Annotated in this window: 24 protein-coding genes; 18 read left to right on the top strand and 6 right to left on the bottom strand. The window is 56.1% G+C overall.

Annotation, left to right across the window (positions count from 1 at the left end):
* Position 1: 1 nt before the first annotated feature.
* From PUZ33_RS14420 to PUZ33_RS14405, 4 genes are read left to right on the top strand one after another with little or no spacing between them, the layout of a single operon-like run.
* Positions 2-1,516, top strand: coding sequence for an ABC transporter substrate-binding protein (locus PUZ33_RS14420; RefSeq protein ID WP_072203695.1), 1,515 nt, complete (start codon positions 2-4; stop codon positions 1,514-1,516).
* An 18-nt stretch (positions 1,517-1,534) separates the two neighbouring features.
* Positions 1,535-2,476 (top strand): ABC transporter permease, encoded by a 942-nt coding sequence (locus PUZ33_RS14415; protein ID WP_058681413.1) that lies wholly within the window; start codon positions 1,535-1,537, stop codon positions 2,474-2,476.
* 2 nt (positions 2,477-2,478) lie between these two features.
* Positions 2,479-3,354 carry an ABC transporter permease gene (locus tag PUZ33_RS14410; protein WP_013095723.1) on the top strand — a complete coding sequence of 292 codons (876 nt, stop codon included), beginning with the start codon at positions 2,479-2,481 and terminating at the stop codon, positions 3,352-3,354.
* A 9-nt stretch (positions 3,355-3,363) separates the two neighbouring features.
* Positions 3,364-4,965, top strand: coding sequence for a gamma-glutamyltransferase family protein (locus tag PUZ33_RS14405; RefSeq protein ID WP_058681414.1), 1,602 nt, complete (start codon positions 3,364-3,366; stop codon positions 4,963-4,965).
* An 84-nt stretch (positions 4,966-5,049) separates the two neighbouring features.
* Here the strand turns inward: PUZ33_RS14405 and PUZ33_RS14400 are convergent, their stop codons facing one another.
* Positions 5,050-5,820 carry an amidohydrolase gene (locus PUZ33_RS14400; protein WP_029882429.1) on the bottom strand — a complete coding sequence of 257 codons (771 nt, stop codon included), beginning with the start codon at positions 5,818-5,820 and terminating at the stop codon, positions 5,050-5,052.
* A gap of 108 nt (positions 5,821-5,928) precedes the next feature.
* On the bottom strand, positions 5,929-8,373 hold the full coding sequence (fadE, locus tag PUZ33_RS14395) for an acyl-CoA dehydrogenase FadE (protein WP_029882430.1): 2,445 nt from the start codon (positions 8,371-8,373) through the stop codon (positions 5,929-5,931).
* Between the two features lie 239 nt (positions 8,374-8,612).
* On the opposite strand from fadE, the gene lpcA reads away from it, so the two are divergent.
* Together lpcA and PUZ33_RS14385 are read left to right on the top strand one after the other, a co-directional pair.
* Complete coding sequence (gene lpcA, locus PUZ33_RS14390; protein ID WP_013095727.1) at positions 8,613-9,191, top strand: D-sedoheptulose 7-phosphate isomerase; 579 nt, start codon at positions 8,613-8,615, stop codon at positions 9,189-9,191.
* Positions 9,192-9,244: 53 nt separating this feature from the next.
* Entirely contained in the window at positions 9,245-10,012 is a 768-nt protein-coding gene (locus PUZ33_RS14385; RefSeq protein ID WP_013095728.1) for a class II glutamine amidotransferase, read from the top strand.
* Here PUZ33_RS14385 and dpaA read toward each other — a convergent pair.
* Positions 9,983-10,723, bottom strand: a complete 741-nt coding sequence (gene dpaA / locus PUZ33_RS14380) for a peptidoglycan meso-diaminopimelic acid protein amidase (protein WP_013095729.1) — start codon at positions 10,721-10,723, stop codon at positions 9,983-9,985. The genes PUZ33_RS14385 and dpaA overlap by 30 nt on opposite strands.
* Before the next feature lie 298 nt (positions 10,724-11,021).
* Between dpaA and PUZ33_RS14375 the strand changes: the two genes are divergently transcribed.
* Genes PUZ33_RS14375 through nqrM form a run of 7 tightly spaced genes read left to right on the top strand, consistent with a single transcriptional unit; the run spans position 11,022 to position 17,064 of the window.
* Complete coding sequence (locus PUZ33_RS14375) at positions 11,022-12,365, top strand: Na(+)-translocating NADH-quinone reductase subunit A (RefSeq protein WP_013095730.1); 1,344 nt, start codon at positions 11,022-11,024, stop codon at positions 12,363-12,365.
* Between the two features lie 2 nt (positions 12,366-12,367).
* Entirely contained in the window at positions 12,368-13,603 is a 1,236-nt protein-coding gene (locus PUZ33_RS14370) for an NADH:ubiquinone reductase (Na(+)-transporting) subunit B (RefSeq protein ID WP_013095731.1), read from the top strand.
* Positions 13,596-14,390 carry a Na(+)-translocating NADH-quinone reductase subunit C gene (locus PUZ33_RS14365; RefSeq protein ID WP_013095732.1) on the top strand — a complete coding sequence of 265 codons (795 nt, stop codon included), beginning with the start codon at positions 13,596-13,598 and terminating at the stop codon, positions 14,388-14,390. Before PUZ33_RS14370 ends, PUZ33_RS14365 begins: the two co-directional genes overlap by 8 nt.
* Positions 14,383-15,021 carry an NADH:ubiquinone reductase (Na(+)-transporting) subunit D gene (locus PUZ33_RS14360; RefSeq protein WP_013095733.1) on the top strand — a complete coding sequence of 213 codons (639 nt, stop codon included), beginning with the start codon at positions 14,383-14,385 and terminating at the stop codon, positions 15,019-15,021. Before PUZ33_RS14365 ends, PUZ33_RS14360 begins: the two co-directional genes overlap by 8 nt.
* 6 nt (positions 15,022-15,027) lie before the next feature.
* Positions 15,028-15,624, top strand: a complete 597-nt coding sequence (gene nqrE / locus PUZ33_RS14355) for an NADH:ubiquinone reductase (Na(+)-transporting) subunit E (RefSeq protein WP_013095734.1) — start codon at positions 15,028-15,030, stop codon at positions 15,622-15,624.
* A 10-nt stretch (positions 15,625-15,634) separates the two neighbouring features.
* On the top strand, positions 15,635-16,858 hold the full coding sequence (nqrF, locus tag PUZ33_RS14350) for an NADH:ubiquinone reductase (Na(+)-transporting) subunit F (RefSeq protein ID WP_013095735.1): 1,224 nt from the start codon (positions 15,635-15,637) through the stop codon (positions 16,856-16,858).
* Positions 16,858-17,064 carry a (Na+)-NQR maturation NqrM gene (gene nqrM, locus PUZ33_RS14345; RefSeq protein WP_058681076.1) on the top strand — a complete coding sequence of 69 codons (207 nt, stop codon included), beginning with the start codon at positions 16,858-16,860 and terminating at the stop codon, positions 17,062-17,064. Before nqrF ends, nqrM begins: the two co-directional genes overlap by 1 nt.
* 48 nt (positions 17,065-17,112) lie before the next feature.
* Here the strand turns inward: nqrM and PUZ33_RS14340 are convergent, their stop codons facing one another.
* The gene (locus PUZ33_RS14340) at positions 17,113-17,976 is read right to left on the bottom strand and encodes a glycerophosphodiester phosphodiesterase family protein (protein WP_020686316.1); all 864 of its coding nucleotides are present in this window, start codon (positions 17,974-17,976) and stop codon (positions 17,113-17,115) included.
* Between the two features lie 157 nt (positions 17,977-18,133).
* Here PUZ33_RS14340 and dinB point away from each other — a divergent pair, with 157 nt between their 5' ends.
* A complete protein-coding gene (gene dinB, locus PUZ33_RS14335; protein ID WP_013095738.1) occupies positions 18,134-19,192 on the top strand; it encodes a DNA polymerase IV in 1,059 nt (352 codons plus the stop codon).
* A 61-nt stretch (positions 19,193-19,253) separates the two neighbouring features.
* Here dinB and pepD read toward each other — a convergent pair whose 3' ends face one another.
* Positions 19,254-20,711, bottom strand: a complete 1,458-nt coding sequence (pepD, locus tag PUZ33_RS14330; RefSeq protein WP_058681077.1) for a cytosol nonspecific dipeptidase — start codon at positions 20,709-20,711, stop codon at positions 19,254-19,256.
* Positions 20,712-20,971: 260 nt separating this feature from the next.
* On the opposite strand from pepD, the gene gpt reads away from it, so the two are divergent.
* From gpt to crl, 3 genes are all read left to right on the top strand, one after another.
* The gene (gene gpt, locus PUZ33_RS14325) at positions 20,972-21,430 is read left to right on the top strand and encodes a xanthine phosphoribosyltransferase (RefSeq protein ID WP_003863205.1); all 459 of its coding nucleotides are present in this window, start codon (positions 20,972-20,974) and stop codon (positions 21,428-21,430) included.
* 104 nt (positions 21,431-21,534) lie between these two features.
* On the top strand, positions 21,535-22,779 hold the full coding sequence (gene frsA / locus PUZ33_RS14320) for an esterase FrsA (RefSeq protein ID WP_023620942.1): 1,245 nt from the start codon (positions 21,535-21,537) through the stop codon (positions 22,777-22,779).
* Between the two features lie 57 nt (positions 22,780-22,836).
* Positions 22,837-23,238, top strand: a complete 402-nt coding sequence (gene crl, locus PUZ33_RS14315) for a sigma factor-binding protein Crl (RefSeq protein ID WP_023620943.1) — start codon at positions 22,837-22,839, stop codon at positions 23,236-23,238.
* Positions 23,239-23,339: 101 nt separating this feature from the next.
* Here crl and phoE read toward each other — a convergent pair whose 3' ends face one another.
* Positions 23,340-24,392, bottom strand: coding sequence for a phosphoporin PhoE (phoE, locus tag PUZ33_RS14310; protein ID WP_013095744.1), 1,053 nt, complete (start codon positions 24,390-24,392; stop codon positions 23,340-23,342).
* Positions 24,393-24,696: 304 nt separating this feature from the next.
* Here phoE and proB point away from each other — a divergent pair, with 304 nt between their 5' ends.
* Positions 24,697-25,800 carry a glutamate 5-kinase gene (gene proB / locus PUZ33_RS14305; RefSeq protein ID WP_058681078.1) on the top strand — a complete coding sequence of 368 codons (1,104 nt, stop codon included), beginning with the start codon at positions 24,697-24,699 and terminating at the stop codon, positions 25,798-25,800.

Below are 25,800 nucleotides of genomic sequence, written 5' to 3'. Positions count from 1 at the left end.
AATGACAATGCGTAATTCTCTTTTGACCGTACTTGGAAGTGTTATGTTGCTCGGCGCGGCGCTGCCCGCCCATGCTGAAAGCGTGCTGCGAGTAGGGCTGGGTGCAGACCCGGACATGCTCGATCCGCATCTGGCGCGCACCTATTATGGCCGCTTCGTTTTTGCCTCCCTGTGCGACAGGCTGGTGGATGTGGACGAAAACCTGAAAGTGGTGCCGGGTCTGGCGAAAGAGTGGACCTGGAGCGAGGATGGCAAAACCCTGACCTTCAATTTGCGTGAAGGCGTCACCTTCCATGACGGCGAAAAATTCGATGCGGCAGCGGCAAAATACAACCTCGACCGGGCGCTGACCTTAAAAGGCTCTCTGCGTAAAAGTGAAATATCGTCCGTGGAGTCCGTTGAGGTCACCGGCCCGATGCAGATCGCCCTGCACCTGAAAACCCCCGATGCTGCCCTGTTAATGCAGCTCACCGACCGCGCCGGGGCGATGATGGCCCCCGAAGCGGCGAAAAAGCCGGACTTTGCCGCCCATCCCGTCTGCTCCGGTCCTTATAAGTTCGACAGCCGCGTCTCCCAGGATCGCATTGTTCTGACTCGTTTCGACAACTACTGGAATAAAGACGCTTACCACTTCGACAAGATCATCTATCTGCCGATCCCGGATGCCTCCGTGCGTCTGGCGAACCTGCGCGCGGGCGATCTCGATCTGACCGAGGGCATTGCTGCCAGCGACGTTAAAACCGTCGAAGCCGACAGCAAGCTGGCGCTGGCGAAGGTGACCGGCCTCGGGTATCAGGGCATCACCTTCAATATCAATAATGGCAAGGTGCCAGCGAACGATCCGTTCAAGGACGCCCGCGTGCGTGAAGCGTTCTCTCAGGCCATTGACCGTGATGCGCTCAATCAGGTGGTCTTTGAAGGACTCTATACGCCTGCCAACCAGCCGTTTTCGACGGTAAGCCCGTATCACGTCAACCTGCCGGTGCCCCCGCGTGACGTCGACAAGGCGAAAGCGCTGCTTAAAGCCGCAGGCGTCGCGACGCCGCTGAACGTGAATCTGCTGGTGCCGAACAACCCAACCTCGCAGCAGGTCGGCCAGGTATTGCAGGCGATGGTGGCTGAGGCGGGCTTTACCCTGAATCTGCAGATGACCGAGTTCGCCACGCTGCTCGATCGCCAGCAGAGCGGTGATTACCAGCTGAGCTTCTCCGGCTGGTCAGGACGCCCGGACCCGGATGGCAGCATCTACGGTTTTATCCACAGCAAAGGGACGCTTAACGACGGCCGTTACAGCAATGCGCAGGTCGATGAGTGGCTGACCCAGGCGCGTCTCAGCAACGATAAAGCCGTTCGCCAGCCGCTGTACGACAAGGTAGTGAAGCAGCTGCAAACCGATATGCCTGTTGCCTACCTCTACTTCGAGCCGCGCATTTTCGGCCTGAACAAAAGCGTGCAGGGCTTTAAGCCGTACCCGGACGGCATCGTTCGTCTGGCCGGTGTGACGCTGGCGAAATAACCGTCCCGAGGAGAGACCATGCTGGAACTGATTTGCAAACGTCTGCTGCTGGCCATTCCGACGCTATTGCTGGTGAGTATGATGGTGTTCGGGCTGCAGAAGCTGCTGCCCGGCGATCCGCTCATCGCCATGGCGGGCGAAGAGCGCGATCCGGCGGTGATCGCCCAGCTGCGCGCTGAGCTCAATCTGGATGTGCCCATCCCGGTGCAGTATTTCCACTGGCTGACGCGCGCGCTGCAGGGCGATCTTGGGGTCTCCTTACGCACGCACGAACCGGTAACCAAGCTTATTGCCAGCAAACTGCCGGTCACGCTGGAGCTGTCGCTGCTGGCGATGATCATCGCCCTGGTGTTCGGCATCAGCATGGGGATCCTCGCGGCGGTGAACAAAAACAGCTGGGTCGATCACGGGGCGAACTTTGTGGCGATCTCCGGGATCTCGATACCGCACTTCTGGCTCGGGATCCTGCTGATACTGGTCTTTTCGGTCAATCTGCAGTGGCTGCCAGCGTCCGGGTTTGTGCCGTTTAGTGAAGATCCGGTGCAGAACCTGCGGACGTTGCTGCTGCCTGCCGCCGTGCTCGGCACCGGGCTGGCGGCCACGCTGATGCGCCATACCCGCGCCTCCATGATCGCCGTGCTCAAAGCTGACTACATCCGCACCGCGCGGGCCAAAGGGTTGCTGCCAAAAGCCGTCATTATCAAGCATGCGTTTCGCAACGCGCTGGTACCGGTGATCACGCTTACCACGCTGCTGTTCGGCGAGCTGCTGGGCGGCGCGGTGCTGACCGAGCAGGTCTTCACCATTCCGGGATTTGGCAAAATGATCGTCGACTCGGTGTTTAACCGCGACTACGCGGTGGTGCAGGGCGTGGTACTGATCGTGGCGATTGGCTTCCTGTTGCTGAACCTGCTGGCCGATGTGCTGTACGTTCTCATCAATCCGAAAATGCGAGGTTAACCATGGCGGAACTGACAACTCAAACCGTTGCGCCGGTTCTGCCCCGCGCACAGAACCGGGTGCTGAAGAAATTTCTCGCCAATAAAAGCGCGGTGATCGGCGCGGTGATTGTGGGCTTCTTTGTGCTGGTGGCGCTGCTTGCACCGTGGATCGCGCCGTTCGATCCGGTGAAGGCGAATTTCCTCGCGGTGCGTAAAGCGCCCTCGGCGATGTACTGGTTCGGCACCGACGAGCTGGGGCGCGATATTTTATCCCGCATTATCTGGGGAGCCAGAACCTCGCTGATGGCGGGGTGTATGTCGGTAGTCATCGCCGTGGTCATCGGCGTGCCGCTGGGGCTGGTGGCTGGTTACTTTCAGAAGATGTGGGATGGGGTGATCTCACGCGTTATCGAAGCGCTGCTGGCCTGTCCGTTCCTGATCATGGCGATCGCCCTCGGGGCGTTTTTAGGGCCAAGCCTGACCAACGCCATGATCGCCATTGGCCTTTCCGCGATGCCGATCTTCGCCCGTCTCACGCGCGGCCAGGTGATCGCCATTCGCAACGAAGAGTACATCGACGGCGCGCGGGCAATTGGCCTGCCGGATCGCTGGATCATCATCAAATATGTCCTGCCGAACGTCATGTCACCCATTCTGGTGCAGGCCACGCTGGCCATTGCCTCGGCGATTATCGCCGAAGCCAGTCTCTCGTTTCTGGGTCTGGGGCAGCAGCCGCCAAACCCCTCCTGGGGCTCAATGCTTAACACCGCCAAAGGCTTCCTTGAGCAGGCGCCCTGGATGTCCGTCTTCCCCGGCGTGGCGATTTTCCTTGCCGTGCAGGGCTTTAATTTACTCGGCGACGGGCTGCGCGATGCGCTCGATCCGCGCCACGACTAAGGAGTCATGATGACCAAAGCGCTTGATTTTACGTCCGGTTACGCTTCACGACGCCCGCCGATGATGGGCCATAACGCGGTTGCCACCTCGCAGCCGTTGGCGGCGCAGGCGGGGATGAAGATGCTGCAGCTGGGCGGCAACGCCGTTGATGCGGCTGTCGCCACCGCGATGGCGCTGACGGTGGTTGAACCCACCGGTAACGGGATTGGCAGCGATGCCTTCGCCATCGTCTGGGATGGTGAAAAGCTCCACGGCCTGAACGCCTCTGGCCGTTCGCCTGCGAGCTGGCATGCAGATCTGTTCGCTGGCAAAATGGCGATGCCGGAAATCGGCTGGGATGCGGTAACCGTGCCCGGTGCGGTATCGGGCTGGGTGGCGCTGGCGGAACGTTTTGGCACGCTGCCGCTGACCACGCTGGCGCAGCCTGCCATTGAGTATGCGCGTAACGGTTTCCCCGTCTCACCGTTGATTGGCCATCTCTGGCAGCGCGGTTATAACAAACTCAAAGACCAGCCGGGCTTTAGCGCCTGCTTCGCACCGGAAGGCCGCGCCCCGCGCGTAGGGGAGATCTTCCGTAACCCGGCGCAGGCGAACTCGCTGGAGCTGATTGCAAAAACCAACGGCGAGGCGTTTTACCGGGGCGAGCTGGCGCAGAAAATTGCCGCCTTCGCCAAAGCGCACGGCGCACATCTGACGGCTGAGGATCTGGCGAACCATCGTGTGGACTGGGTGGATCTGTTGTCGCGCGACTTTGCCGGCGGTTCGGTGCAGGAGCTGCCGCCGAACGGGCAGGGGATCGCCACGTTGATTGCGCTCGGCATTCTGGAGCAGTGCGGCATTGAGCACCATCACCCGGACTCCGTGCAATCCCTGCATTTATCCATTGAGGCGATGAAGCTGGCGCTGGCGGATCTCGACCGCTACGTGGCGGATGAAGCGCACATGGAGTTTGCGGCTAAAGAGCTGCTGAGCGACCATTATCTGAAATCGCGCGCGGCGCTTATCGACCCTGATAAAGCCTCGGATTTTGAGTACGGTTCGCCGACGCAGAGCGGCACGGTCTACATCAGCACCGCAGATGCCAGCGGGATGATGGTTTCGTTTATCCAGTCCAACTATATGGGCTTTGGTTCAGGGATTGTGGTGCCGGATACCGGCATCAGCCTGCAAAACCGCGGCTGCGGATTTGTGCTGGATCCGAAGCACCCGAACGCGCTGGCGGGCAGCAAGCGTCCGTTCCACACCATCATTCCGGGTTTTGCGATGGACGGCAACGGCCAGCCGCTGATGTCTTTTGGTGTGATGGGTGGGCCAATGCAGGCGCAAGGGCATATGCAGATGGCGCTGCGCATCATGCTGCACGGGCAAAACCCGCAGGCGGCAATCGACGCCCCGCGCTGGCGCGTGGTGCAGGGCCGGGAGGTGATCGTCGAAGCGACGTTCGATCGCAACACCATTGCTGCCCTGCGTGAACGTGGCCACCACATCGTCGTGGAAGATCCGCTCCAGGAGTATAACTTTGGCGGTGCGCAGGTGATTTACCGGATGCCGGAAGGGCACTACGTGGCCGCGACGGAGAGCCGCAAAGACGGGCAGGCGCTGGTGAGTTGATTAACGCCCGGTGGCGCTGCGCTTACCGGGCCTACGCTGTGCTTTTTGTAGGCCGGGTAAGGCATAGCCGCCACCCGGCTTTTTTCAGCCAATACTAAACGGATCCGCATCCTGCCAGGCGGGGAACTTCTCGCGATACTCCTTCAGCGCCGTCAACGACAGCTCGGCATCAATACGCGTCGCCTGATGCGGTTCGGCGGTGGCGATGATCTCGCCCTGCGGATTCACCACCCGGCTATCGCCCCGGTAGTGATGTCCGTTGCCGTCTGTTCCCACGCGGTTACACCCCACCACGTACGCCTGGTTTTCAATTGCGCGTGCCACCAGCAGCGACTGCCAGTGCAGGGAGCGCGGCGCAGGCCAGTTGGCGACATACAGCGCCAGGTCGTAATCGTTGCGGTTGCGCGACCAGACCGGGAAGCGCAGGTCGTAGCAGACCAGCGGCAGAATACGCCAGCCGCGCCATTCAAACACCACGCGTTCGTTGCCGGCTTGATAATGATGATGCTCATCGGCCATGCGGAACAGGTGACGTTTATCGTAAAAATGGACCTTCCCCTCCGGCTCAACCAGCAGGAAGCGGTTCACCGGGCCGCGTTCCGTTTGCAGGGCGGCGCTCCCGGCGATCAGCGCGTTGGTCTGCTGCGCTTTGGCGTGCATCCAGGCGACCACCTCATCCTGCGGCATCGACTGTTGTGCGGCTTCCATCGCGAAACCCGTGGTGAACATCTCCGGCAGGACAATCACATCGCGCCCGGTAATGCCTTCCAGTTGACGATCAAAGTGGCGCAGGTTGGCAGGGCCATCCATCCACACTAAAGGTTGCTGCAAAATAGAAATCTTCAGACCAGGCACAATTCAGACTCCTCAAACGACCACTTTTTGACACTGTAGCACGACATAACGAGAAAATGTGGCAATAAAAAACCCCGCGCGGGGCGGGGTTTGTCAGGACGAAACGCGTTATGCGGCTTCCGGTTTACGGTGTTTCTCCGGCAGCTTTACCGGCTGTGTCGCCAGCTCATCCGGTTCGAAATCATCGACGTTAATGCTGCGCAGACGGCTCTCTTCGGCTTTCACCAGGAGTGCGGCTTCGCTGTTGTCAATGATGCCACCCGCCAGCGCCTGTTTCGCCAGTTCGTCCAGGCGGGTAAACGGCAGGTTTTTGCCCAGCTGTTTACAGATCTTCTGGTGAATCGGGTCGGCGGCCATCACGTCCAGCAGCGCCTCTTCCAGCAGACCCACCGGGTTATGTGGCGTTGGCGCCAGATACTGACCTCGGCCGATACGTGAGCGGGTTGCGCTCGGTACCTGCAGGATCTTCGCCACTTTATGATCCAGCTTGTCAGACGGCGCCAGATGATGACGACCGGTCGGGAAGATCGCCACGCGCAGGGCACCTGCCACCAGACGGTTAGGGAAGTTCACCAGCAGATCGTCAATCGCCTGCTCGGCCTGATACAGCGCATCCTGCACGCCCCAGTGCACCAGCGGCAGATCCGCTTCCTGACGGCCTTCGTCATCGTAGCGTTTCAGTACCGCAGAAGCCAGGTAGAGCTGGCTCAGCACATCACCCAGGCGGGCAGAGATGCGCTCGCGACGCTTCAGGCTACCGCCCAGCACCGCCATGGAGACGTCGGACAGCAGCGCCAGGTTGGCGCTCAGCCGGTTCAGATGCTGGTAATAACGTTTTGTCGCATCATGGGTTGGCGTGGCGCTGGTCAGCCCGCGGGTCAGACCCAGCCAGAAGCTGCGCACTTTATTGCTGCCTACATGACCGATATGTTTGAACAGCAGCTTGTCGAAGGCATCCACGTCGTTGTTCTGCGCGGCGGCCATCTCTTCCAGCACGTATGGATGGCAGCGAATCGCCCCCTGGCCGAAGATCATCATGCTGCGGGTCAGGATGTTTGCCCCTTCTACGGTGATGGCGATCGGTGCGCCCTGATAGCCACGCGCCAGGAAGTTGCCTTCGCCGAGCATAATGCCTTTACCACCTGCGATATCCATTGCATCAATGATCGACTGCTGTGCGCGGTGGGTGCAGTGGTACTTCACAATCGCGGACAGCACGGCCGGTTTTTCACCCAGCATAATGCCGTAGGTAATTAACGACGCGGCGGCATCCATCACGTAGGCGTTGCCTGCGATACGCGCCAGCGGCTCTTCGATCCCTTCCATCTTGCCGATGGAGATTTTGAACTGACGACGGATGTGCGCGTAGGCACCAATCCCCATCGCCACCGATTTCAGCCCGCCGGTTGAGTTCGACGGCAGGGTAATGCCGCGACCAACGGACAGACATTCCACCAGCATACGCCAGCCCTGACCGGCCATTTTCGGCCCACCGATGATGTAATCAATCGGGACAAAGATATCCTGACCGCGGGTCGGACCGTTCTGGAACGGTACGTTCAGCGGGAAGTGACGACGACCGATTTCAACGCCCGGGGTAGAGGTGGGGATCAGCGCACAGGTAATGCCCAGATCTTCTTCACCACCCAGCAGTTTTTCCGGGTCGGAGAGTTTAAACGCCAGGCCCAGCACGGTAGCAACAGGCGCGAGCGTAATGTAGCGTTTGTTCCAGGTCAGGCGCATACCCAGTACCTGCTCGCCCTGCCATTCGCCCATGCAGACCACACCGGTATCCGGGATGGCGCCTGCATCGGAACCCGCTTCCGGGCTGGTCAGTGCGAAGCATGGAATTTCCTGACCGCGTGCCAGACGCGGCAGATAGTGATCTTTCTGCTCTTTTGTACCGTAATGCTGCAGCAGTTCGCCCGGGCCTAAGGAGTTAGGTACGCCCACGGTGATCGCCAGGATCCCGGAGACGCCAGCCAGTTTTTGCAGCACGCGAGCCTGAGCGTACGCGGAGAATTCCAGACCGCCGTACTCTTTTTTGATGATCATCGCGAAGAAGCGATGCTCTTTCAGGTATGCCCACAGTTCCGGCGGCAGGTCGGCCATTTCATGGGTGATGGCAAAGTCATTGGCCATACGGCAGGCTTCTTCTACCGGGCCGTCAATAAAGGCTTGTTCTTCCGCCGTCAGCCGCGGCTGCGGGTAGTTATGCAGTTTTTTCCAGTCCGGGTTGCCCTGGAACAGATCGCCTTCCCACCAGGTGGTACCGGCGTCAATCGCTTCTTTCTCGGTGCGCGACATCGGTGGCATCACTTTGCGGAAACCTTTGAATACCGGCGCGGAGATCATCGACTTACGCATCGGGGCAAAGTTAAACGGCAGAAGGATGATGGCCAGCGGCACTAAAAGCCAGATATTCCAGAGACCTGCGACGCCAAGCGCAGCCGTCCAGGCCAGAAGAATCAGGCTGCTCAGGAATAAACTTACACGGTGATAGAACAGCACACCGAGCAGGACAACGGTTGCGAGAATGCTCAAAATCATCATAAAGAAAAGCTCCCTTGCTTGTAGGAGGTCTGACCACTTGTGATGATATGGTTGTAGTTGATGTTATTTCCTTTAGCAATGTGTTTACAAAATAATTACAACCTGGTTCACATTGTTCGTTTGTTTGCCGGCACGAAAACGCAAAACGTCAGACGATTCGCATCCCTTTAGCTTCTCGCTTTTATTGCTATCCGGTACACTCCACTGTGTTATCTCATCAATACTGAAGGATTATCCTCATGTACCAGGATCTTATTCGTAACGAACTGAACGAAGCGGCGGAAACGCTGGCTAACTTTCTGAAAGATGATGCCAATATTCACGCTATTCAGCGCGCGGCGGTCCTGCTGGCCGACAGTTTCAAAGCCGGTGGCAAAGTGCTCTCCTGCGGTAACGGGGGGTCCCATTGCGACGCTATGCACTTCGCAGAAGAGCTGACCGGGCGTTATCGTGAAAACCGTCCGGGCTACCCGGCGATTGCGATCTCCGACGTGAGCCACATCTCCTGCGTGGGCAACGATTTCGGTTACGACTACATCTTCTCCCGCTACGTTGAAGCGGTTGGTCGTGAAGGTGACGTGCTGCTGGGTATCTCCACTTCGGGCAACTCTGGTAATGTGATCAAAGCGATTGCGGCGGCGCGTGAAAAAGGGATGAAAGTCATCACCCTGACGGGCAAAGATGGCGGTAAGATGGACGGTACCGCGGACGTTGAAATCCGTGTTCCGCACTTCGGTTATGCTGACCGCATTCAGGAAATTCACATCAAAGTGATCCACATCCTGATCCAGCTGATCGAAAAAGAGATGGTTAAGTAAGACTTCGCTGGGGGGCTCCGGTGCCCCCCGCAGTTGTGGAGTGGAGGTAATCTATGTGCGAACTGCTCGGGATGAGCGCCAATGTGCCAACCGATATCTGCTTTAGTTTCACCGGGCTGGTACAGCGCGGTGGGGGAACCGGGCCGCATAAAGACGGCTGGGGTATCACCTTCTACGAAGGCAAAGGGTGTCGCACGTTCAAGGATCCACAACCCAGCTTTAACTCACCGATTGCCAAACTGGTGCAGGATTACCCCATTAAATCCTGTTCGGTAATCGCCCATATTCGTCAGGCAAACCGCGGCGAAGTGGCGCTCGAAAACACCCATCCGTTTACCCGTGAGCTGTGGGGCCGTAACTGGACCTACGCGCATAACGGGCAACTTACGGGCTATAAGTCGCTGGAGACCGGTAATTTTCGCCCGGTTGGCGAAACCGACAGCGAAAAAGCCTTTTGCTGGCTGTTGCATAAGCTGACAGAGCGTTATCCGCGCACCCCTGGCAACATGGCGGCGGTATTTAAATATATTGCGTCGCTGGCGTCTGAACTGCGCGAGAAGGGCGTGTTTAACATGCTGTTGTCTGACGGGCGCTATGTGATGGCGTTCTGCTCGACGAACCTGTTCTGGATCACCCGCCGTGCACCGTTTGGCGTGGCAAAACTGCTCGATCAGGATGTGGAAATTGATTTTCAGAAAGAGACCACACCAAATGATGTGGTCACTGTTATCGCCACGCAGCCGCTGACCGGCAACGAGACCTGGCAGAAGATTATGCCAGGCGAGTGGGTGTTATTTTGTCTCGGGGACCGTGTAATTTGATGCCAGCTGTGGGTGGACAACTTCGTGGCTCAGCGGTTTGCTGACCACATAACGGCCATCCACAACCGAGACGACAGGCGGCTTGTGCGTCTGCTCGAAATAGTCATAGCCCGGTTTTAGCTGTTTCCAGAAATCCGCGTAGTAAGAGTACTTGTGACGCGCCATGTTGGCATCGGTCATGCGGAACGGATAGATGCTGACCTGAACGTTTGGCTGACCAAAGACCAGTGCGCCCGTGACAAACTGGAAAATCTCATCAATGCCGGAATCGGTCATCGCGTAACAGCCGATGGACACACAGGCACCGTGGATCATCAGATATTTACCTTCGTAACCGTGCGCACGGTCAAAGGCATTCGGGAAGCCGATATTAATCGCTTTATAGAAACGGCTATCCGGTTTTAGCTGGTTACGCTGAACGTTGTAAAACCCTTCCGGGCTTTTGAAATCGCCCTGACGCTGTTTTGGCCCCAGACCACCGGAATAGTTACAAATCTTGTAGCTGTCGAGCAGCTGATATGTCTCACCCATTTTCACAAACAGGTCGAGTGTGCGTTCTTCCTTAAAGATTTGAATATAAACGGGGGATCCCATTAGCTGCTGTTTATATTCTTTGCTCACAGGCGTGGTTGAACTGTTGCTGCTGAGCAGCCCGGCAAACGACACGCACGGAATCAGGAGCATCGCAATGAACAATGCGATTTTACGCATACTACAAGTTCCTTGATAAAACTAAGACCAACTTGCCAGAACGGCAAAAGAGACCCGAAATCAGATTAATCTGTTAGGAGCGCTCACATTAGCACCGCTATAGATTTTCGCAAGAGCGGAGCTGTTAGTTTACAAATTAGTTTTACTTTATAACCCATCAAAATCGCGCTGGCTCCAGGAACTTTGCGTATCAGTTCGCAATTTGACACCTGCAGCTGAGTTTTATCTGCCCGGAAAACGCCGGAAATGGTACACTTCACGCCCTCAGAATAGTTGTTCACGGAAACTTGCTAACCACATGTTTAAAATAAGAAAAGGACTTGACCTGCCCATCGCAGGCGTGCCCGAACAGCACGTTTCGGCAGGCGCAAGCGTTCGCCATGTTGCCATTCTGGGCGACGATTACGTGGGGATGCGCCCCTCAATGCTGGTCCAGCAGGACGATCGCGTCATTAAAGGGCAGGCGCTCTTCGAAGATAAAAAAAATCCCGGCGTGATGTTTACCGCCCCTGCCAGCGGCACCGTTGTGGCGATCAACCGTGGCGAACGCCGCGTGTTGCAGTCGGTGGTTATCCGCATTGAAGGGGATGAACAGCGTGAGTTTGCCCATTATGAGGCCGCAGACCTCGCGGCGTTGAGCCGTGAAACCGTTCAGGCGCAACTGCTGGACGCCGGTTTGTGGACCGCATTTCGCACACGCCCTTTCAGCAAAACGCCTGTGCCTGGCACGGTTCCGGCCGCTATCTTCGTTACGGCAATCGACACCAACCCACTCAGTGCAGACCCGCAGCCGGTTATTCTGGCACAACGTCAGGCCTTTGATGCCGGGTTGACCGTTCTCACGCGGCTGACGTCCGGGAAAGTCCACGTGTGCCAGGCCAGTGCCGGTAAACTTGGCGGCCATCCGCAGGGACAGGTGACGTTCAATGAATTTGCAGGCCCGCATCCGGCGGGGCTGGCGGGAACGCATATTCACTTCCTTGAGCCGGTCAGCCTGACAAAACAGGTCTGGCACCTTAACTATCAGGACGTGATTGCCATCGGCAAACTCTTTACCACCGGTAAGCTCTGCACAGAGCGAGTGATCGCGATTGGCGGGCCGCAGGCGGCAAACCCGCGCCTGGTGACAACGCTGTTGGGTGCGGATATCAATGAACTGCTGGACGACGAAACCAAAGCGGGTGAAAACCGTCTGATTTCCGGTTCGGTACTCAGCGGCCGTCATGCCGTTGGGCCGCAGGCCTATCTGGGGCGCTTCCATCTGCAGGTGAGCATTGTACTGGAAGGGCGTGAGAAAGAGCTCTTTGGCTGGGTGCTGCCAGGTGCAGAAAAGTATTCCGTCACCCGCACCACGCTCGGCCACTTCCTGCGTCATAAGCTGTTCAACTTCTCCACCAGCACAAACGGCGGTGAGCGCGCCATGGTGCCGATTGGCAACTACGAGCGTGTTATGCCGCTTGATATTCTGCCCACCGTGCTGCTGCGCGATCTGCTTGCCGGGGACACCGACAGCGCCCAGGCGCTGGGTTGCCTGGAGCTGGACGAAGAAGATCTGGCGCTCTGTACCTATGTCTGTCCGGGAAAATACGAATATGGACCGGTATTGCGCGAGGTGTTAACCCGCATTGAGCAGGAAGGATAACCATGGGCTTAAAACACCTCTTTGAAAAAATAGAGCCGCATTTTACCGAGGGTAAACTGAAGAAGTACTACCCGCTGTATGAAGCGACGACGACCATTTTCTACACGCCAGGTCTGGTGACGAAAGGCGCGGCGCACGTTCGTGACGCCATCGACCTGAAGCGAATGATGATTCTGGTCTGGTTTGCCGTCTTCCCGGCAATGTTCTGGGGCATGTACAACGTGGGGCTGCAGACCATTCCGGCGCTGCATCATCTGTACGATGCTCAGCAACTGGCGCAGGTGATCCAGTCTGACTGGCATTACCGTCTGGCACAGTCGCTTGGCGTAAGTTTTGCCCCAGACGCGGGCTGGATCAGCATGATGACGCTGGGGGCGGTGTTCTTCCTGCCGATCTACATCACGGTATTTATCGTGGGTGGGTTCTGGGAGGTGCTGTTTGCCATTATTCGTAAACATGAGATCAACGAAGGCTTCTTTGTTACTTCCATTCTGTTTGCCCTGATTGTCCCGCCAACGTTACCGCTCTGGCAGGCCGCGCTGGGGATCAGCTTTGGTGTGGTCATCGCGAAAGAGATCTTCGGGGGAACCGGGCGTAACTTCCTCAACCCTGCGCTGGCAGGGCGTGCGTTCTTGTTCTTTGCCTATCCGGCACAAATTTCCGGCGATCTGGTCTGGACCGCTGCGGACGGCTTCTCTGGGGCGACACCGCTTTCACAATGGGCGGCGCACGGCGGTGAAACGCTGGTGAACAATGCGACAGGCCAACCCGTTACCTGGTTTGATGCGTTTATGGGCAACATCCCGGGCTCCATTGGGGAAGTCTCCACGCTGATGATTTTGATTGGCGGGGCGATCATCCTGTTTGGTCGCGTGGCCTCCTGGCGGATTGTCGCCGGTGTCATGATCGGCATGGTGCTGACTGCCACACTGTTCAACCTTATCGGTTCCGCCACCAACCCGATGTTCTCCATGCCCTGGTACTGGCATCTGGTGCTGGGCGGTTTCGCCTTCGGCATGATGTTTATGGCCACCGATCCGGTCTCTGCTTCCTTTACTGACAGAGGGAAATGGAGCTATGGCGTGCTCATCGGGGTGATGTGTGTCCTGATTCGTGTGGTCAACCCGGCCTATCCGGAAGGGATGATGTTGGCCATTCTGTTTGCCAACCTGTTTGCACCACTGTTCGATTATCTGGTCGTGCGCGCCAACATTAAGCGGAGGAAGGCACGTGGCTGAAATCAAAAATAACGACAGCATCGGCAAAACGCTGCTGGTGGTGCTGGTCCTGTGTCTGGTCTGTTCCATTGTGGTGGCTGGTTCTGCCGTGGGGTTAAAGCCGCGACAGCAGGAGCAGCGCGCGCTGGATAAACAGCGCAACATCCTGGCCGTCGCCGGGCTGATGCAGGAAGGGATGAGTGCAGACGATGTGTCGGCCGTCTTTGCTGAGCGCATCACCGCGCGTCTGGTGGATTTAAAAACGGGTCAGCTGCTGGATAAAGATCCGGCGAAATATAACCAGGCGCTGGCATTAAAAGACCCGCAGATGAGCATGACGCTGGACGCATCTCAGGATCCGGCGGGCATTAAGCGTCGCAGCAATCTGGCTGAAATCTACCTCGTACGTGATGAGCAAAAACAGGTGCAGGAAGTGGTGCTGCCCATCTACGGCAACGGCCTGTGGTCAATGATGTACGCCTTCGTGGCGCTTGATACGGATGGCCGCACCGTGAAAGGCATCACCTACTATGACCAGGGTGAAACGCCGGGGCTCGGTGGTGAAGTGGAGAACCCTAACTGGCGCGCGCAGTTTGTCGGGAAGAAAGTGCTCGACGACAGCGGAGCGCCTGCGCTGAAGGTGATGAAAGGGTCTGCGCGTCCTGACGATGTCTATGCCGTTGACGGCCTATCCGGGGCCACGCTCACCTCCAAAGGGGTGCAGCACAGTTTTGATTTCTGGATGGGCGAACTCGGTTTTGGTCCTTTCCTGAAAAATGTACGTGAAGGAGCGCTGAACCATGGCTGATACGGGTGAACTGAAAGAAGTTAAAAAGGTGCTGATTGGCCCACTTTTAGCCAATAACCCGATAACGCTGCAGGTGCTGGGTGTGTGTTCAGCCCTGGCGGTGACCACCAAGCTGGAAACGGCGGTGGTGATGACGCTGGCAGTAACGCTGGTAACCGCGTTTTCCAGCATGTTTATCTCGATGATCCGCCACCATATCCCCAACAGCGTGAGGATCATCGTGCAGATGGCGATCATCGCCTCGCTGGTGATCGTGGTCGATCAGCTGCTACGCGCCTTTGCATATGAAATATCGAAACAGCTTTCGGTATTTGTGGGCCTGATTATCACCAACTGTATCGTGATGGGACGTGCAGAAGGCTATGCCATGAAAATGCCTCCGCTGGCGAGCTTTATGGACGGCATCGGCAACGGCCTCGGCTACGGCGTGATCCTGCTGTCCGTAGGGTTCCTGCGTGAGTTGATTGGCAGCGGTAAGCTGTTTGGCATCACGGTGCTGGACACGGTACAGAACGGCGGCTGGTATCTGCCAAACGGCCTGTTCCTGCTGGCTCCAAGCGCATTTTTCATTATCGGTTTGCTAATCTGGCTGATTCGTACCCTGAAGCCAGAACAGCAGGAAAAGGAGTAACCGACAATGGCTCATTACCTGAGTTTATTTGTGCGCGCGGTGTTTGTTGAAAACATGGCGCTCGCGTTCTTCCTCGGCATGTGTACGTTCCTTGCCGTGTCCAAAAAGGTGTCAACGGCATTTGGCCTGGGCATAGCGGTTACCGTGGTGCTTGGCCTGTCGGTGCCGATCAACAACCTGGTGTACAACTTTGTCCTGCGCGACAGCGCGCTGGTGGAGGGGGTGGATCTCAGCTTCCTGAACTTCATCACCTTTATCGGTGTGATTGCGGCGCTGGTGCAAATCCTTGAGATGATCCTTGATAAGTATTTCCCGTCACTCTACAACGCGCTGGGGATCTTCCTGCCGTTGATCGCGGTGAACTGCGCCATCTTCGGTGGCGTCTCGTTTATGGTTCAGCGTGATTACAACTTCAGCGAATCAATTGTGTATGGTTTCGGCTCCGGGATCGGCTGGATGCTGGCTATCGTCACCATGGCGGGGATCCGCGAAAAAATGAAATATGCCAACGTGCCTGCAGGCCTGCGTGGCTTAGGGATCACCTTTATCACCACCGGTCTCATGGCGCTGGGCTTTATGTCCTTCTCCGGTGTGCAGCTATAAGGGCTAACTGATGGAAATTATGCTTGGCGTGGCGATGTTCACGCTGATTGTACTGGTGCTGTCGGGGTTGATTCTGGTGGCGCGCGCGAAGCTGGTGAATTCCGGCGATGTCATTATCGATATCAACGATGAACCGCAAAACCAGATCCGCACGCCAGCCGGCGATAAACTGCTGAATACGCTTGCCGGCAACGGCATCTTCGTCTCTTCGGCCTGCGGTGGCGGTGGCTCCTGTGGGCAGTGCCGCGTAAAGGTGAAAGAAGGTGGTGGCGATATTCTGCCCACTGAGCTGTCGCACATCACCAAGCGTGAGGCGAAAGAGGGCTGCCGTCTGGCCTGTCAGGTCGCGGTGCGCCAGAACATGAAAATTGAACTGCCGGAGGAGATTTTCGGCGTTAAAAAATGGGAATGCGAAGTTATCTCCAACGATAACAAAGCCACGTTTATCAAAGAGCTTAAACTGCGGGTGCCTGAAGGAGAGAGCGTTCCGTTCCGGGCGGGGGGCTATATCCAGATTGAATGTCCGGAGCACACCGTAGCCTATGCTGACTTCGACGTGCCTGATGAATACCGTGCCGACTGGGATAAATTCAACCTCTTCCGCTTTGTCTCTGAGGTTAAAGAGCCCGCGCTTCGTGCTTACTCCATGGCGAACTACCCGGAAGAGAAGGGTATCATCATGCTTAACGTGCGTATCGCCACGCCGCCGCCAGCGGTACCGCATGCGCCACCGGGCATCATGTCATCGTATATCTGGTCATTAAAACCGGGCGACAAGGTGACCATCTCCGGCCCGTTTGGCGAGTTCTTTGCGAAAGAAACAGATGCCGAAATGGTATTTATCGGCGGTGGTGCAGGTATGGCGCCGATGCGTTCGCACATTTTCGACCAGCTCAAGCGGCTTGGCAGTCAGCGTAAAATCAGCTTCTGGTACGGGGCGCGTTCGCTGCGTGAGATGTTCTATGACGATGAGTTCGAACAGCTGGCGCGTGAAAACCCTAACTTCACCTTCCATGTGGCGCTCTCCGATCCGCAGCCGGAAGATAACTGGACCGGCCATACGGGCTTCATCCACAACGTGCTGTATGAAAACTACCTCAAACAGCATCCTGCGCCGGAAGACTGCGAGTTTTATATGTGTGGTCCGCCAGTGATGAACGCCGCAGTGATCAAAATGCTTAAAGATCTGGGCGTGGAAGATGAGAACATCCTGCTGGATGATTTTGGAGGCTGATGATGCTGACGTTTCTGGCAACCTTCGCGGTCTTTGTACTGGCCATATTCGGCATGTCGTTAGGCTGGATCATCAAGCGCAAAAGCATTCAGGGCAGCTGCGGTGGGATCTCGTCCATTGGCATGGAAAAAGTCTGCGACTGCCCGGAACCGTGCGATGCCCGTAAAAAAAGGATGGCGCGGGAGCAGCAGCGCCGAATTTTGTAAATCGCGACGTAACGATAACAGCAGGCCGCATTATTGCGGCCTGCTGGCTTATTTAGCCCACGCTTTTGCGGCGGCGGGCGAGTCGACCATCACCGCATCCGCCTGCAGCGCCTCTGCCTTTTTATAATCTTCGGCGGTGTTCACGCCCAGCAAGATAACGTGACTGTTGCCCTGCGAGCGGAAACAGTCCATGGATTCTTTATCCCAGGTGAGGGTTGAGCGGGACACCCCTTCACCAAGGGTAAATTTCTCAACCACGTCAACGGTTCTGTTCAGCTCTAGCGCGTACCAGTACTCCTGCATCGTCTGCTCTGGTGGCAGGCACTGATGGCTCAGCGATACCGTTACCAGCCTGGAGCGCGTTTCACTGCGGGTAACAAAGCGTGGGATTGCTGCCGGAAGCGAGGCAAGATAACGGTCCTCAGTAGAATAAACCCTCACCCGCCCCAGACTCTGGGTCTCATTAAGCACCGCAAGAAGCGCTTTTCCCATCGTGGCCGGATCGGCGTCAGGTGATTTGATATCTATATAAAACCGGGTTTGTGGCCAGGTTTCCAGCACGCTTTTCAGGGTGGGGATCGTCACCCCTTTGCCACGCCACGGATGGGTTTCACCGCCCCAGCTCCAGCCAGCGTCAACCGCTGATAACTCCGCAAGCGTGTAGTCCGAGATTTTGCCTGTTTTGTTCGTCAGCGCTTTTAAATCAGAAGGACGATACAGGACCGGAACGCCATCTTTACTGAGCTGCACGGTTATCCAGACTGCCTGAGCCTGATTCTCTAAGGCCAGTTTGATCGCTTGTACTGTGTTTTCTGGTGCGTCGGCTGTTCCGCCCCGGTGGGCAACGATCTGTGGGCCAGCGAAGCTCGTTCCCGTCACGAGCAGCAGAGAAAGCGCGAGTATTTTTCTCATGAATTTATATCCTTATTCACATAAAAATTTAATATATACAACAAGTTACGTGTTGTTTTTTGTATCATATTTTTATGACAAATAAGAGAAGGTAAATCTGCTGTCGCATTTTTTAGACTTTGATATACTGTATATAAATACATGTGTGGTGGTCGTAATGCGCAAAATAATCCATGTCGATATGGACTGTTTTTTTGCCGCAGTGGAGATGCGTGACAACCCGGCGCTGCGGGATATTCCTATTGCCATTGGCGGTAGCCGTGTCCAGCGCGGTGTAATCAGCACCGCCAACTATCCTGCGCGCAAATTTGGCGTGCGCAGCGCCATGCCTACCGCCATGGCGCTTAAGCTTTGTCCTCATCTCACGCTTTTACCCGGTCGCTTTGAGGCGTACAAAGAAGCGTCCCTGCATATCCGCGAAATCTTCTCTCGCTATACCTCACTGATTGAACCTCTGTCGCTGGACGAAGCTTATCTTGATGTCACCGACAGCGTGCACTGTCACGGCTCCGCGACGCTGATGGCGCAGGAGATCCGCCGCACTATCTTCCAGGAACTGAATCTGACCGCGTCGGCAGGTGTCGCACCGGTGAAGTTCCTCGCCAAAATAGCGTCCGATCTCAACAAGCCCGACGGCCAGTACGTTATCACCCCGGAAGAGGTCCCGGCGTTTTTAAAAACGCTGCCGCTCGGCAAAATCCCGGGCGTAGGCAAAGTCTCTGCGGCAAAGCTGGAAAGCATGGGGCTGCGAACCTGCGAAGATGTACAGCGCAGCGATTTAGCCATGCTGCTTAAACGCTTCGGAAAATTTGGCCGCGTGCTGTGGGAGCGCAGTCAGGGGATAGACGAGCGCAGTGTCAGCAGCGAGCGGCTGCGAAAGTCGGTCGGGGTTGAACGCACACTGATTGAAGATATTCATGACTGGTCTGAATGCGAAACCATCATTACGGAGCAGCTCTATCCTGAGCTGGAACGGCGCTTAATCAAGGTTAAACCGGACCTGCTGATTGCCCGTCAGGGCGTGAAGCTTAAGTTCAATGATTTTCAGCAGACGACTCAGGAGCACGTCTGGCCGCGCCTGAATAAAGAGGATCTCATCGCGACGGCGAAAAAGGCCTGGGATGAACGTCGGGGCGGGCGAGGGGTCAGGCTGGTGGGGTTACACGTTACCTTGCTGGATCCGCAGCTGGAACGTCAGCTGGTATTGGGATTGTAAAAAGGCCAGTGGCGCGACGTTGTTCACCCTCTCCCTTTGGGAGAGGGCTGGGGTGAGGGTATTACTTAGCAGGAATCGCTTTCAGCAGTTCAGTCAGCAGGGTCCAGTAATGGCCCACGCTTTCAATGTGAACCTGCTCATCCGGCGAGTGTGGTCCGGTAATGGTTGGCCCAATGGAGACCATATCCATGTTCGGGTACGGCTTCTTGAACAGACCACATTCCAGACCCGCGTGGATCACCTGAATGTTTGGGGTGCTGTTGAACAGACGCTGGTATGTTTCACGCACCAGTGCCATCACCGGAGAGCTTGCGTCCGGCTGCCAGCCTGGGTAGCTGCCTTTGGCAGAGGTTTTCGCACCGGCCAGCGTGCCCAGAGATTCCAGCATGCTCACTACGTACTCTTTACCGGTGTCGATAAGCGATCGGATCAGGCAGATGATCTCTGCGCTGTCGTCGCCCATGGTGACCACGCCCACGTTCAGAGAGGTTTCAACCACGCCTTTCGCGACGTCTGAGTTGCGGATCACGCCGTTTGGCGTCGCGTTTAACAGCTGAATAAAGGTGTCACGAGACTGGGTGGTCAGCGCGGCTTTATCCGTGGACACGGACTCCAGCACCACGGTCAGGTTCTTCTCTTTCGCGGACAGTTCGTTTTTCAGGATATCCAGATAGACGCTGGAGAGCTTTTTCAGCTCGTCCGCTTTGGCAGCTGGAACGGCTACCGTCGCGAACGCTTCACGTGGGATTGCGTTGCGCAGCGTACCGCCGTTGAAATCGACCAGACGCAGGTCCAGCTCAGCCGCGTGGCCCGCCAGGAAGCGTGCCAGCAGTTTGTTGGCGTTGCCCAGGCCTAAGTGAATATCACCGCCGGAGTGGCCGCCTTTCAGCCCTTTCAGCGTCAGCTTGAAGGTCTGGAAGTCAGCTGGCACGGCTTCACGGGAGAGCGGCAGGGTAGAGATAAAATCAATCCCGCCCGCGCAGCCCATGTAGATCTCGCCTTCTTCTTCGGAGTCGGTGTTGATCAGAATATCCGCCTGCAGCCAGTTCGCCTGCAGACCGAACGCACCGTCCATGCCCGCTTCTTCGGTCATGGTCAGCAGCACTTCCAGTGGACCGTGCTGAACGCTGTCGTCCGCCAGTACCGCCAGTGCAGAGGCCATACCGATACCGTTATCTGCACCCAGCGTGGTGCCGCGCGCTTTCACCCAGTCGCCGTCGATGTACGGCTGGATCGGGTCTTTCGTGAAGTCGTGAACGGTGTCGTTGTTTTTCTGTGGCACCATGTCCAGGTGCGCCTGCAGCACAACCGGTTTACGGTTTTCCATGCCTGCGGTCGCCGGTTTGCGGATCAGAATGTTGCCAACCTGGTCGCGTTCAGCGTGCAGACCCTTTTCCTTCGCCCAACCCATAATATGTTCGGCAAGCTGTTCTTCATGGTAAGACGGGTGTGGAATGGAGCAGATTTTGGCAAAAATATCCCACAGCGGCTGGGGAGATAATTGAGACAGTTCAGACACGATAAGTCTCCTTGTCGATGCCCTGCAAAGCGAGTTGCAGGTCACAGGGTTAGCAGGTTAATAGTTACCACAAGTCAGGCTTGCGAGATGCAACTGAGAATACCACTTTCTCCGATGGCTGGTAGCATAAAGCATGTAAAAACTCAGGCAGAGGGCGCTAAACACTGGTTTTTAGTGCGTCAGATCTCTATAATCTCGCGCAACCTATTTCCCCCTCGAACACTTTTTAAGCCGTATAAAAACAGGCTGGGACACTTCACATGAGCGAAAAATACGTCGTCACCTGGGACATGTTGCAGATCCACGCACGCAAACTGGCCGCGCGTCTGATGCCTTCTGAACAGTGGAAAGGCATTATTGCCGTTAGCCGTGGCGGTCTGGTACCGGGGGCGCTGCTGGCGCGTGAGCTGGGTATTCGTCATGTCGATACCGTCTGCATCTCCAGCTATGACCACGACAACCAGCGTGAACTGAAAGTGCTGAAACGCGCGGAAGGCGACGGTGAAGGTTTCATCGTTATTGATGACCTGGTGGATACCGGCGGTACCGCGGTGGCTATCCGCGAAATGTACCCAAAAGCACACTTCGTCACCATCTTCGCGAAACCGGCGGGCCGCCCACTGGTGGATGATTACGTGATTGATATCCCACAGGATACCTGGATTGAACAGCCATGGGACATGGGCGTGGTCTTTGTACCGCCTATTTCCGGCCGTTAATTTCCGTACGTAACTTTACACGCCCGGCTATGCCGGGCGTTGTTCTTTTTATCCTGCCACGCGTTACAATGGACACTATATGACGTATCCATGGAGGCAACGCAATGACGCAGGCGAATCTCACCGAGACACTCTTCAAACCCCGTTTCAAGCACCCTGAAACCTCGACGCTGGTGCGTCGCTTCAATCCGGGGAACCAGCCTGCCGTCCAGTCTGCATTAGACGGTAAAAACGTGCCTCACTGGTATCGCATGATTAACCGCCTGATGTGGATCTGGCGTGGTATTGATCCGCGTGAAATCCTCGATGTGCAGGCGCGTATCGTCATGAGTGAAGCCGAGCGTACCGACAGCGAACTCTACGATACGGTGGTGGGTTACCGCGGCGGCAACTGGATCTACGAATGGTCGAAACAGGCGATGCTCTGGCAGCAAAAAGCCAGCCAGGAAGAGGACGCCACCCTCAGCGGCAAGCACTGGCTGCACGCAGCCAACCTTTACGCCATTGCCGCCTATCCGCACTTAAAAGGGGATGAGCTGGCGGAGCAGGCGCAGGCGCTGGCAAACCGTGCCTATGAAGAGGCTGCCCAACGCTTGCCGGGCCGGATGCGCGAGCTTGAGTTCACCATCCCCGGCGGCGCGCCCGTGACCGGGTTCCTGCATATGCCTGAAGGCGACGGCCCGTTTCCGACCGTGCTGATGTGCGGTGGGCTGGATTCGCTGCAAATCGACTATTACAGCCTGTATGAGCGTTACTTCGCCCCAAAAGGGATCGCGATGCTGACGCTTGATATGCCCTCTATCGGTTTTTCCTCTAAATGGAAACTGACGCAGGATTCCAGTCTTCTGCACCAGCATGCGCTGAAAGCGCTGGAAAACATTCCCTGGGTCGACCACACCCGCGTCGCGGCGTTTGGTTTCCGCTTTGGGGCGAACGTGGCCGTGCGTCTGGCCTATCTTGAGGCGTCACGCCTGAAGGCCGTAGCCTGTCTTGGGCCAGTGGTTCACGCTCTGCTCAGCGATCCTGCCCGTCAGGGCAGCGTGCCGGAAATGTACCTCGACGTACTGGCCAGCCGCCTTGGCATGCATGATGCTTCAGACGAAGCGCTGCGCGTGGAACTCAATCGCTATTCGTTAAAAACGCAGGGCCTGCTGGGACGCCGGTGTCCGACGCCGATGCTGTCCGGCTTCTGGAAAAACGATCCGTTCAGTCCGGAAGAGGAGTCACGCTTAATCACATCGTCATCTGCGGATGGCAAATTGCTGGAAGTTCCCTTCAGCCCGGTGTATCAGAATTTTGACAAAGCATTAAAAGAGATTACGCGTTGGATCGCCCAGAGATTGTGTTAAGAGATTGCTAAATTTTGATGGTTTGGTAAAACAGTGGCTTCACAAAAGGAGATCGTAATGACGTTACCGAGTGGACACCCGAAAAGTAGATTGATTAAGAAGTTCATGGCTCTTGGCCCGTATATTCGAGAAGAGCAGTGTGAAGAGAATCGCTTTTTTTTCGACTGCCTGGCTGTATGCGTCAACGTGAAGCCTGCACCCGAAAAACGTGAATTCTGGGGCTGGTGGATGGAAATGGAAGCAGAAGAGAAACGTTTTACCTATAGCTACCAGTTTGGCCTGTTTAATAAAGACGGCAACTGGCAGGCCACTACCATCAAAGATCAGGAAGTAATTGACCGCCTGGAATATACCCTGAAAGAGTTCCACGACAAGGCGCGCGATTTACTGGCCACGCTGGACCTGAAGCTTGAGCCTGCCGATGATTTTTCCAGTGAAAAGGCGAAATTGACGGCGTAAAGATGAAATAATGCCGGGTGATGATCCCGTAGGCCCGGTAAGCGCAGCGCCACCGGGCACAAAAAAACCGGCTTAATGCCGGTTTTTTTATTACTGCCGACTCAGAACTGGTAGGTCATACCTAGGGCAACGATATCATCGCTGCTCACGCCCAGTTTGTTATCGTCATCAATCTGATTGATTTTATAATCAACAAACGCGGACATATTTTTGTTGAAATAATAGGTCGCGCCGACGTCGATATATTTCACCAGATCTTCATCGCCAATGCCTTCGATATCCTTGCCTTTAGACTGGACATAACCCAGGGATGGACGCAGACCGAAATCGAACTGATATTGTGCGACCACTTCAAAGTTCTGCGCTTTATTGGCAAAGCCGCCAGAAATTGGGGTCATATTGCGGGTTTCGGAGTACATCGCCGCCAGGTAGATATCGTTCGCATCATATTTCAGACCGGTTGCCCAGGCTTCGGCTTTTTTGCCTTCGCCGCGGGTCAGCAGGTTCTGCGCGTTGGTACGGTCAGAGTTGGTGTACGCGCCGCTTACCGCGAAATCGCTGCCGCCAAAGTCATAGGTCAGAGACGTACCAAAACCGTCACCGTTCTGTTTTTTGACGTCGCGGTTTTCGTTTTTACCCTGATATTGCAGGGTCATATCCAGACCATCAACCGCGCCAAAGAAGTCGGTGTTACGGTAAGTGGCAAGACCGCTTGCACGCTTGGTCATGAAGTTATCGGTCTGCGCGGAAGAGTCGCCGCCAAACTCAGGGAACATATCGGTCCACGCTTCCACGTCATACAGCGCGCCCAGGTTACGACCGTAATCCAGAGAACCAAAGTCTTTCAGCTTCAGACCGGCGAATGCCAGACGTGTTTTCTGAGTGGAATCGCTCTCTGCTTTGTTGCCCGCAAATTCCGCTTCCCAACGGCCATAGCCCGTCAGCTGATCGTTAATCTGAGTTTCACCTTTAAAACCGAAACGCACGTATGTCTGGTCACCATCTTTTGAATCGTCATCACTGATGTAGTGCATTGCTTTAACTTTGCCGTACACATCCAGTTTGTTGCCGTTTTTATTATAAACTTCGGCAGCGTGAACAGATGCGGAAGCCACAACGCCCATAACCATTAATGCCAGAGTGCTCTTTTTCATTTTCGATCCTGTCTTATAAACGCGCTTAAAAATTCGCTGGACGATAAGCTCATGCTTAAGTCCCGTGAAAAAACAGAAAGGGTTTTAACGTTACGGAATGAAACTTTTATGACAAATTAAGATTAATTTTAAAAAACTGTGATTTATTATTTCGGTAATAAAATTGTCAAAATCCGCCGCTACGCTTCCTGATCCCGCGCAACAAAGTGTTTCGCGATGTGCTGTGGCAGTTGGCAACGGGCCTGACACCTGTTAAAACGTTCGTTCGACATCACTTTCCCTTATCGTTGAACGGCAGAGAATCATGAGTGACAGCCAGACGCTGGTGGTAAAACTCGGCACCAGTGTTTTAACAGGCGGATCGCGCCGCCTAAATCGCGCCCACATTGTTGAGCTTGTACGTCAGTGCGCTCAGCTGCATGCCGCAGGGCATCGTATTGTTATCGTGACCTCCGGGGCGATTGCCGCCGGGCGTGAACATCTGGGTTACCCCGAACTCCCCGCGACTATCGCCTCTAAACAGCTGCTGGCCGCCGTGGGACAAAGCCGACTCATTCAACTCTGGGAACAGTTGTTCTCAATTTATGGCATTCACGTCGGGCAGATGCTGCTGACGCGCGCGGATATGGAAGACAGAGAACGCTTCCTGAACGCCCGCGATACGCTGCGCGCGCTGCTGGACAACAATATCGTCCCGGTGATTAACGAAAACGACGCCGTGGCTACCGCTGAAATCAAAGTGGGTGACAACGATAACCTCTCTGCGCTGGCGGCGATCCTGGCCGGTGCCGACAAGCTCTTGCTCCTGACCGACCAGCAGGGGCTGTTTACCGCAGACCCGCGCTCCAACCCGGAAGCTGAACTGATTACCGATGTACACGGCATTGACGATGCGCTGCGCGCCATCGCCGGCGACAGCGTCTCTGGCCTGGGAACGGGCGGCATGGGCACTAAACTGCAGGCGGCGGACGTGGCCTGCCGCGCCGGGATCGACACCATCATTGCGGCGGGCAGCCGTCCTGGCGTCATTGGCGACGTGATGGAAGGCATTTCCGTCGGCACGCGCTTCCACGCCCAGGAATCCCCGTTGGAAAACCGCAAACGCTGGATTTTCGGCGCGCCGCCGGCAGGTGAACTGACCGTGGATGAAGGGGCGACCTCCGCGATTCTGGAAAGAGGGAGTTCATTGCTTCCTAAAGGAATTAAAAACGTGACAGGCAACTTCTCCCGTGGTGAAGTGATCCGTATCCGTAACCTTGAAGGTCGCGACATCGCCCATGGCGTCAGCCGCTATAACAGCGATGCCCTGCGCCGTATTGCGGGTCACCACTCGCAGCAGATCGACGCCATTCTGGGCTACGAGTATGGCCCGGTTGCCGTGCATCGTGATGACATGATTATTCGTTAA

The sequence above is a fragment of the Enterobacter cloacae complex sp. 2022EL-00981 genome (assembly GCF_028737495.1).
In the GTDB taxonomy this organism is placed as follows: Bacteria; Pseudomonadota; Gammaproteobacteria; order Enterobacterales; family Enterobacteriaceae; genus Enterobacter; species Enterobacter cloacae.
The sequence above is the reverse complement of the archived record's forward strand: the minus strand, read 5'-3'. Positions and strand labels throughout refer to the sequence as shown.

What these genes read in the sequence shown, in the direction of transcription:
- PUZ33_RS14420 (WP_072203695.1), top strand. Translation starts at nt 2, where the DNA reads ATGACAATGCGTAATTCTCTTTTGACCGTACTTGGAAGTGTTATGTTG.
- PUZ33_RS14415 (WP_058681413.1), top strand. Translation starts at nt 1,535, where the DNA reads ATGCTGGAACTGATTTGCAAACGTCTGCTGCTGGCCATTCCGACGCTA.
- PUZ33_RS14410 (WP_013095723.1), top strand. Translation starts at nt 2,479, where the DNA reads ATGGCGGAACTGACAACTCAAACCGTTGCGCCGGTTCTGCCCCGCGCA.
- PUZ33_RS14405 (WP_058681414.1), top strand. Translation starts at nt 3,364, where the DNA reads ATGACCAAAGCGCTTGATTTTACGTCCGGTTACGCTTCACGACGCCCG.
- fadE (WP_029882430.1), bottom strand. Translation starts at nt 8,373, where the DNA reads ATGATGATTTTGAGCATTCTCGCAACCGTTGTCCTGCTCGGTGTGCTG.
- lpcA (WP_013095727.1), top strand. Translation starts at nt 8,613, where the DNA reads ATGTACCAGGATCTTATTCGTAACGAACTGAACGAAGCGGCGGAAACG.
- PUZ33_RS14385 (WP_013095728.1), top strand. Translation starts at nt 9,245, where the DNA reads ATGTGCGAACTGCTCGGGATGAGCGCCAATGTGCCAACCGATATCTGC.
- dpaA (WP_013095729.1), bottom strand. Translation starts at nt 10,723, where the DNA reads ATGCGTAAAATCGCATTGTTCATTGCGATGCTCCTGATTCCGTGCGTG.
- PUZ33_RS14375 (WP_013095730.1), top strand. Translation starts at nt 11,022, where the DNA reads ATGTTTAAAATAAGAAAAGGACTTGACCTGCCCATCGCAGGCGTGCCC.
- PUZ33_RS14370 (WP_013095731.1), top strand. Translation starts at nt 12,368, where the DNA reads ATGGGCTTAAAACACCTCTTTGAAAAAATAGAGCCGCATTTTACCGAG.
- PUZ33_RS14360 (WP_013095733.1), top strand. Translation starts at nt 14,383, where the DNA reads ATGGCTGATACGGGTGAACTGAAAGAAGTTAAAAAGGTGCTGATTGGC.
- nqrE (WP_013095734.1), top strand. Translation starts at nt 15,028, where the DNA reads ATGGCTCATTACCTGAGTTTATTTGTGCGCGCGGTGTTTGTTGAAAAC.
- nqrF (WP_013095735.1), top strand. Translation starts at nt 15,635, where the DNA reads ATGGAAATTATGCTTGGCGTGGCGATGTTCACGCTGATTGTACTGGTG.
- nqrM (WP_058681076.1), top strand. Translation starts at nt 16,858, where the DNA reads ATGATGCTGACGTTTCTGGCAACCTTCGCGGTCTTTGTACTGGCCATA.
- PUZ33_RS14340 (WP_020686316.1), bottom strand. Translation starts at nt 17,976, where the DNA reads ATGAGAAAAATACTCGCGCTTTCTCTGCTGCTCGTGACGGGAACGAGC.
- dinB (WP_013095738.1), top strand. Translation starts at nt 18,134, where the DNA reads ATGCGCAAAATAATCCATGTCGATATGGACTGTTTTTTTGCCGCAGTG.
- gpt (WP_003863205.1), top strand. Translation starts at nt 20,972, where the DNA reads ATGAGCGAAAAATACGTCGTCACCTGGGACATGTTGCAGATCCACGCA.
- frsA (WP_023620942.1), top strand. Translation starts at nt 21,535, where the DNA reads ATGACGCAGGCGAATCTCACCGAGACACTCTTCAAACCCCGTTTCAAG.
- crl (WP_023620943.1), top strand. Translation starts at nt 22,837, where the DNA reads ATGACGTTACCGAGTGGACACCCGAAAAGTAGATTGATTAAGAAGTTC.
- phoE (WP_013095744.1), bottom strand. Translation starts at nt 24,392, where the DNA reads ATGAAAAAGAGCACTCTGGCATTAATGGTTATGGGCGTTGTGGCTTCC.
- proB (WP_058681078.1), top strand. Translation starts at nt 24,697, where the DNA reads ATGAGTGACAGCCAGACGCTGGTGGTAAAACTCGGCACCAGTGTTTTA.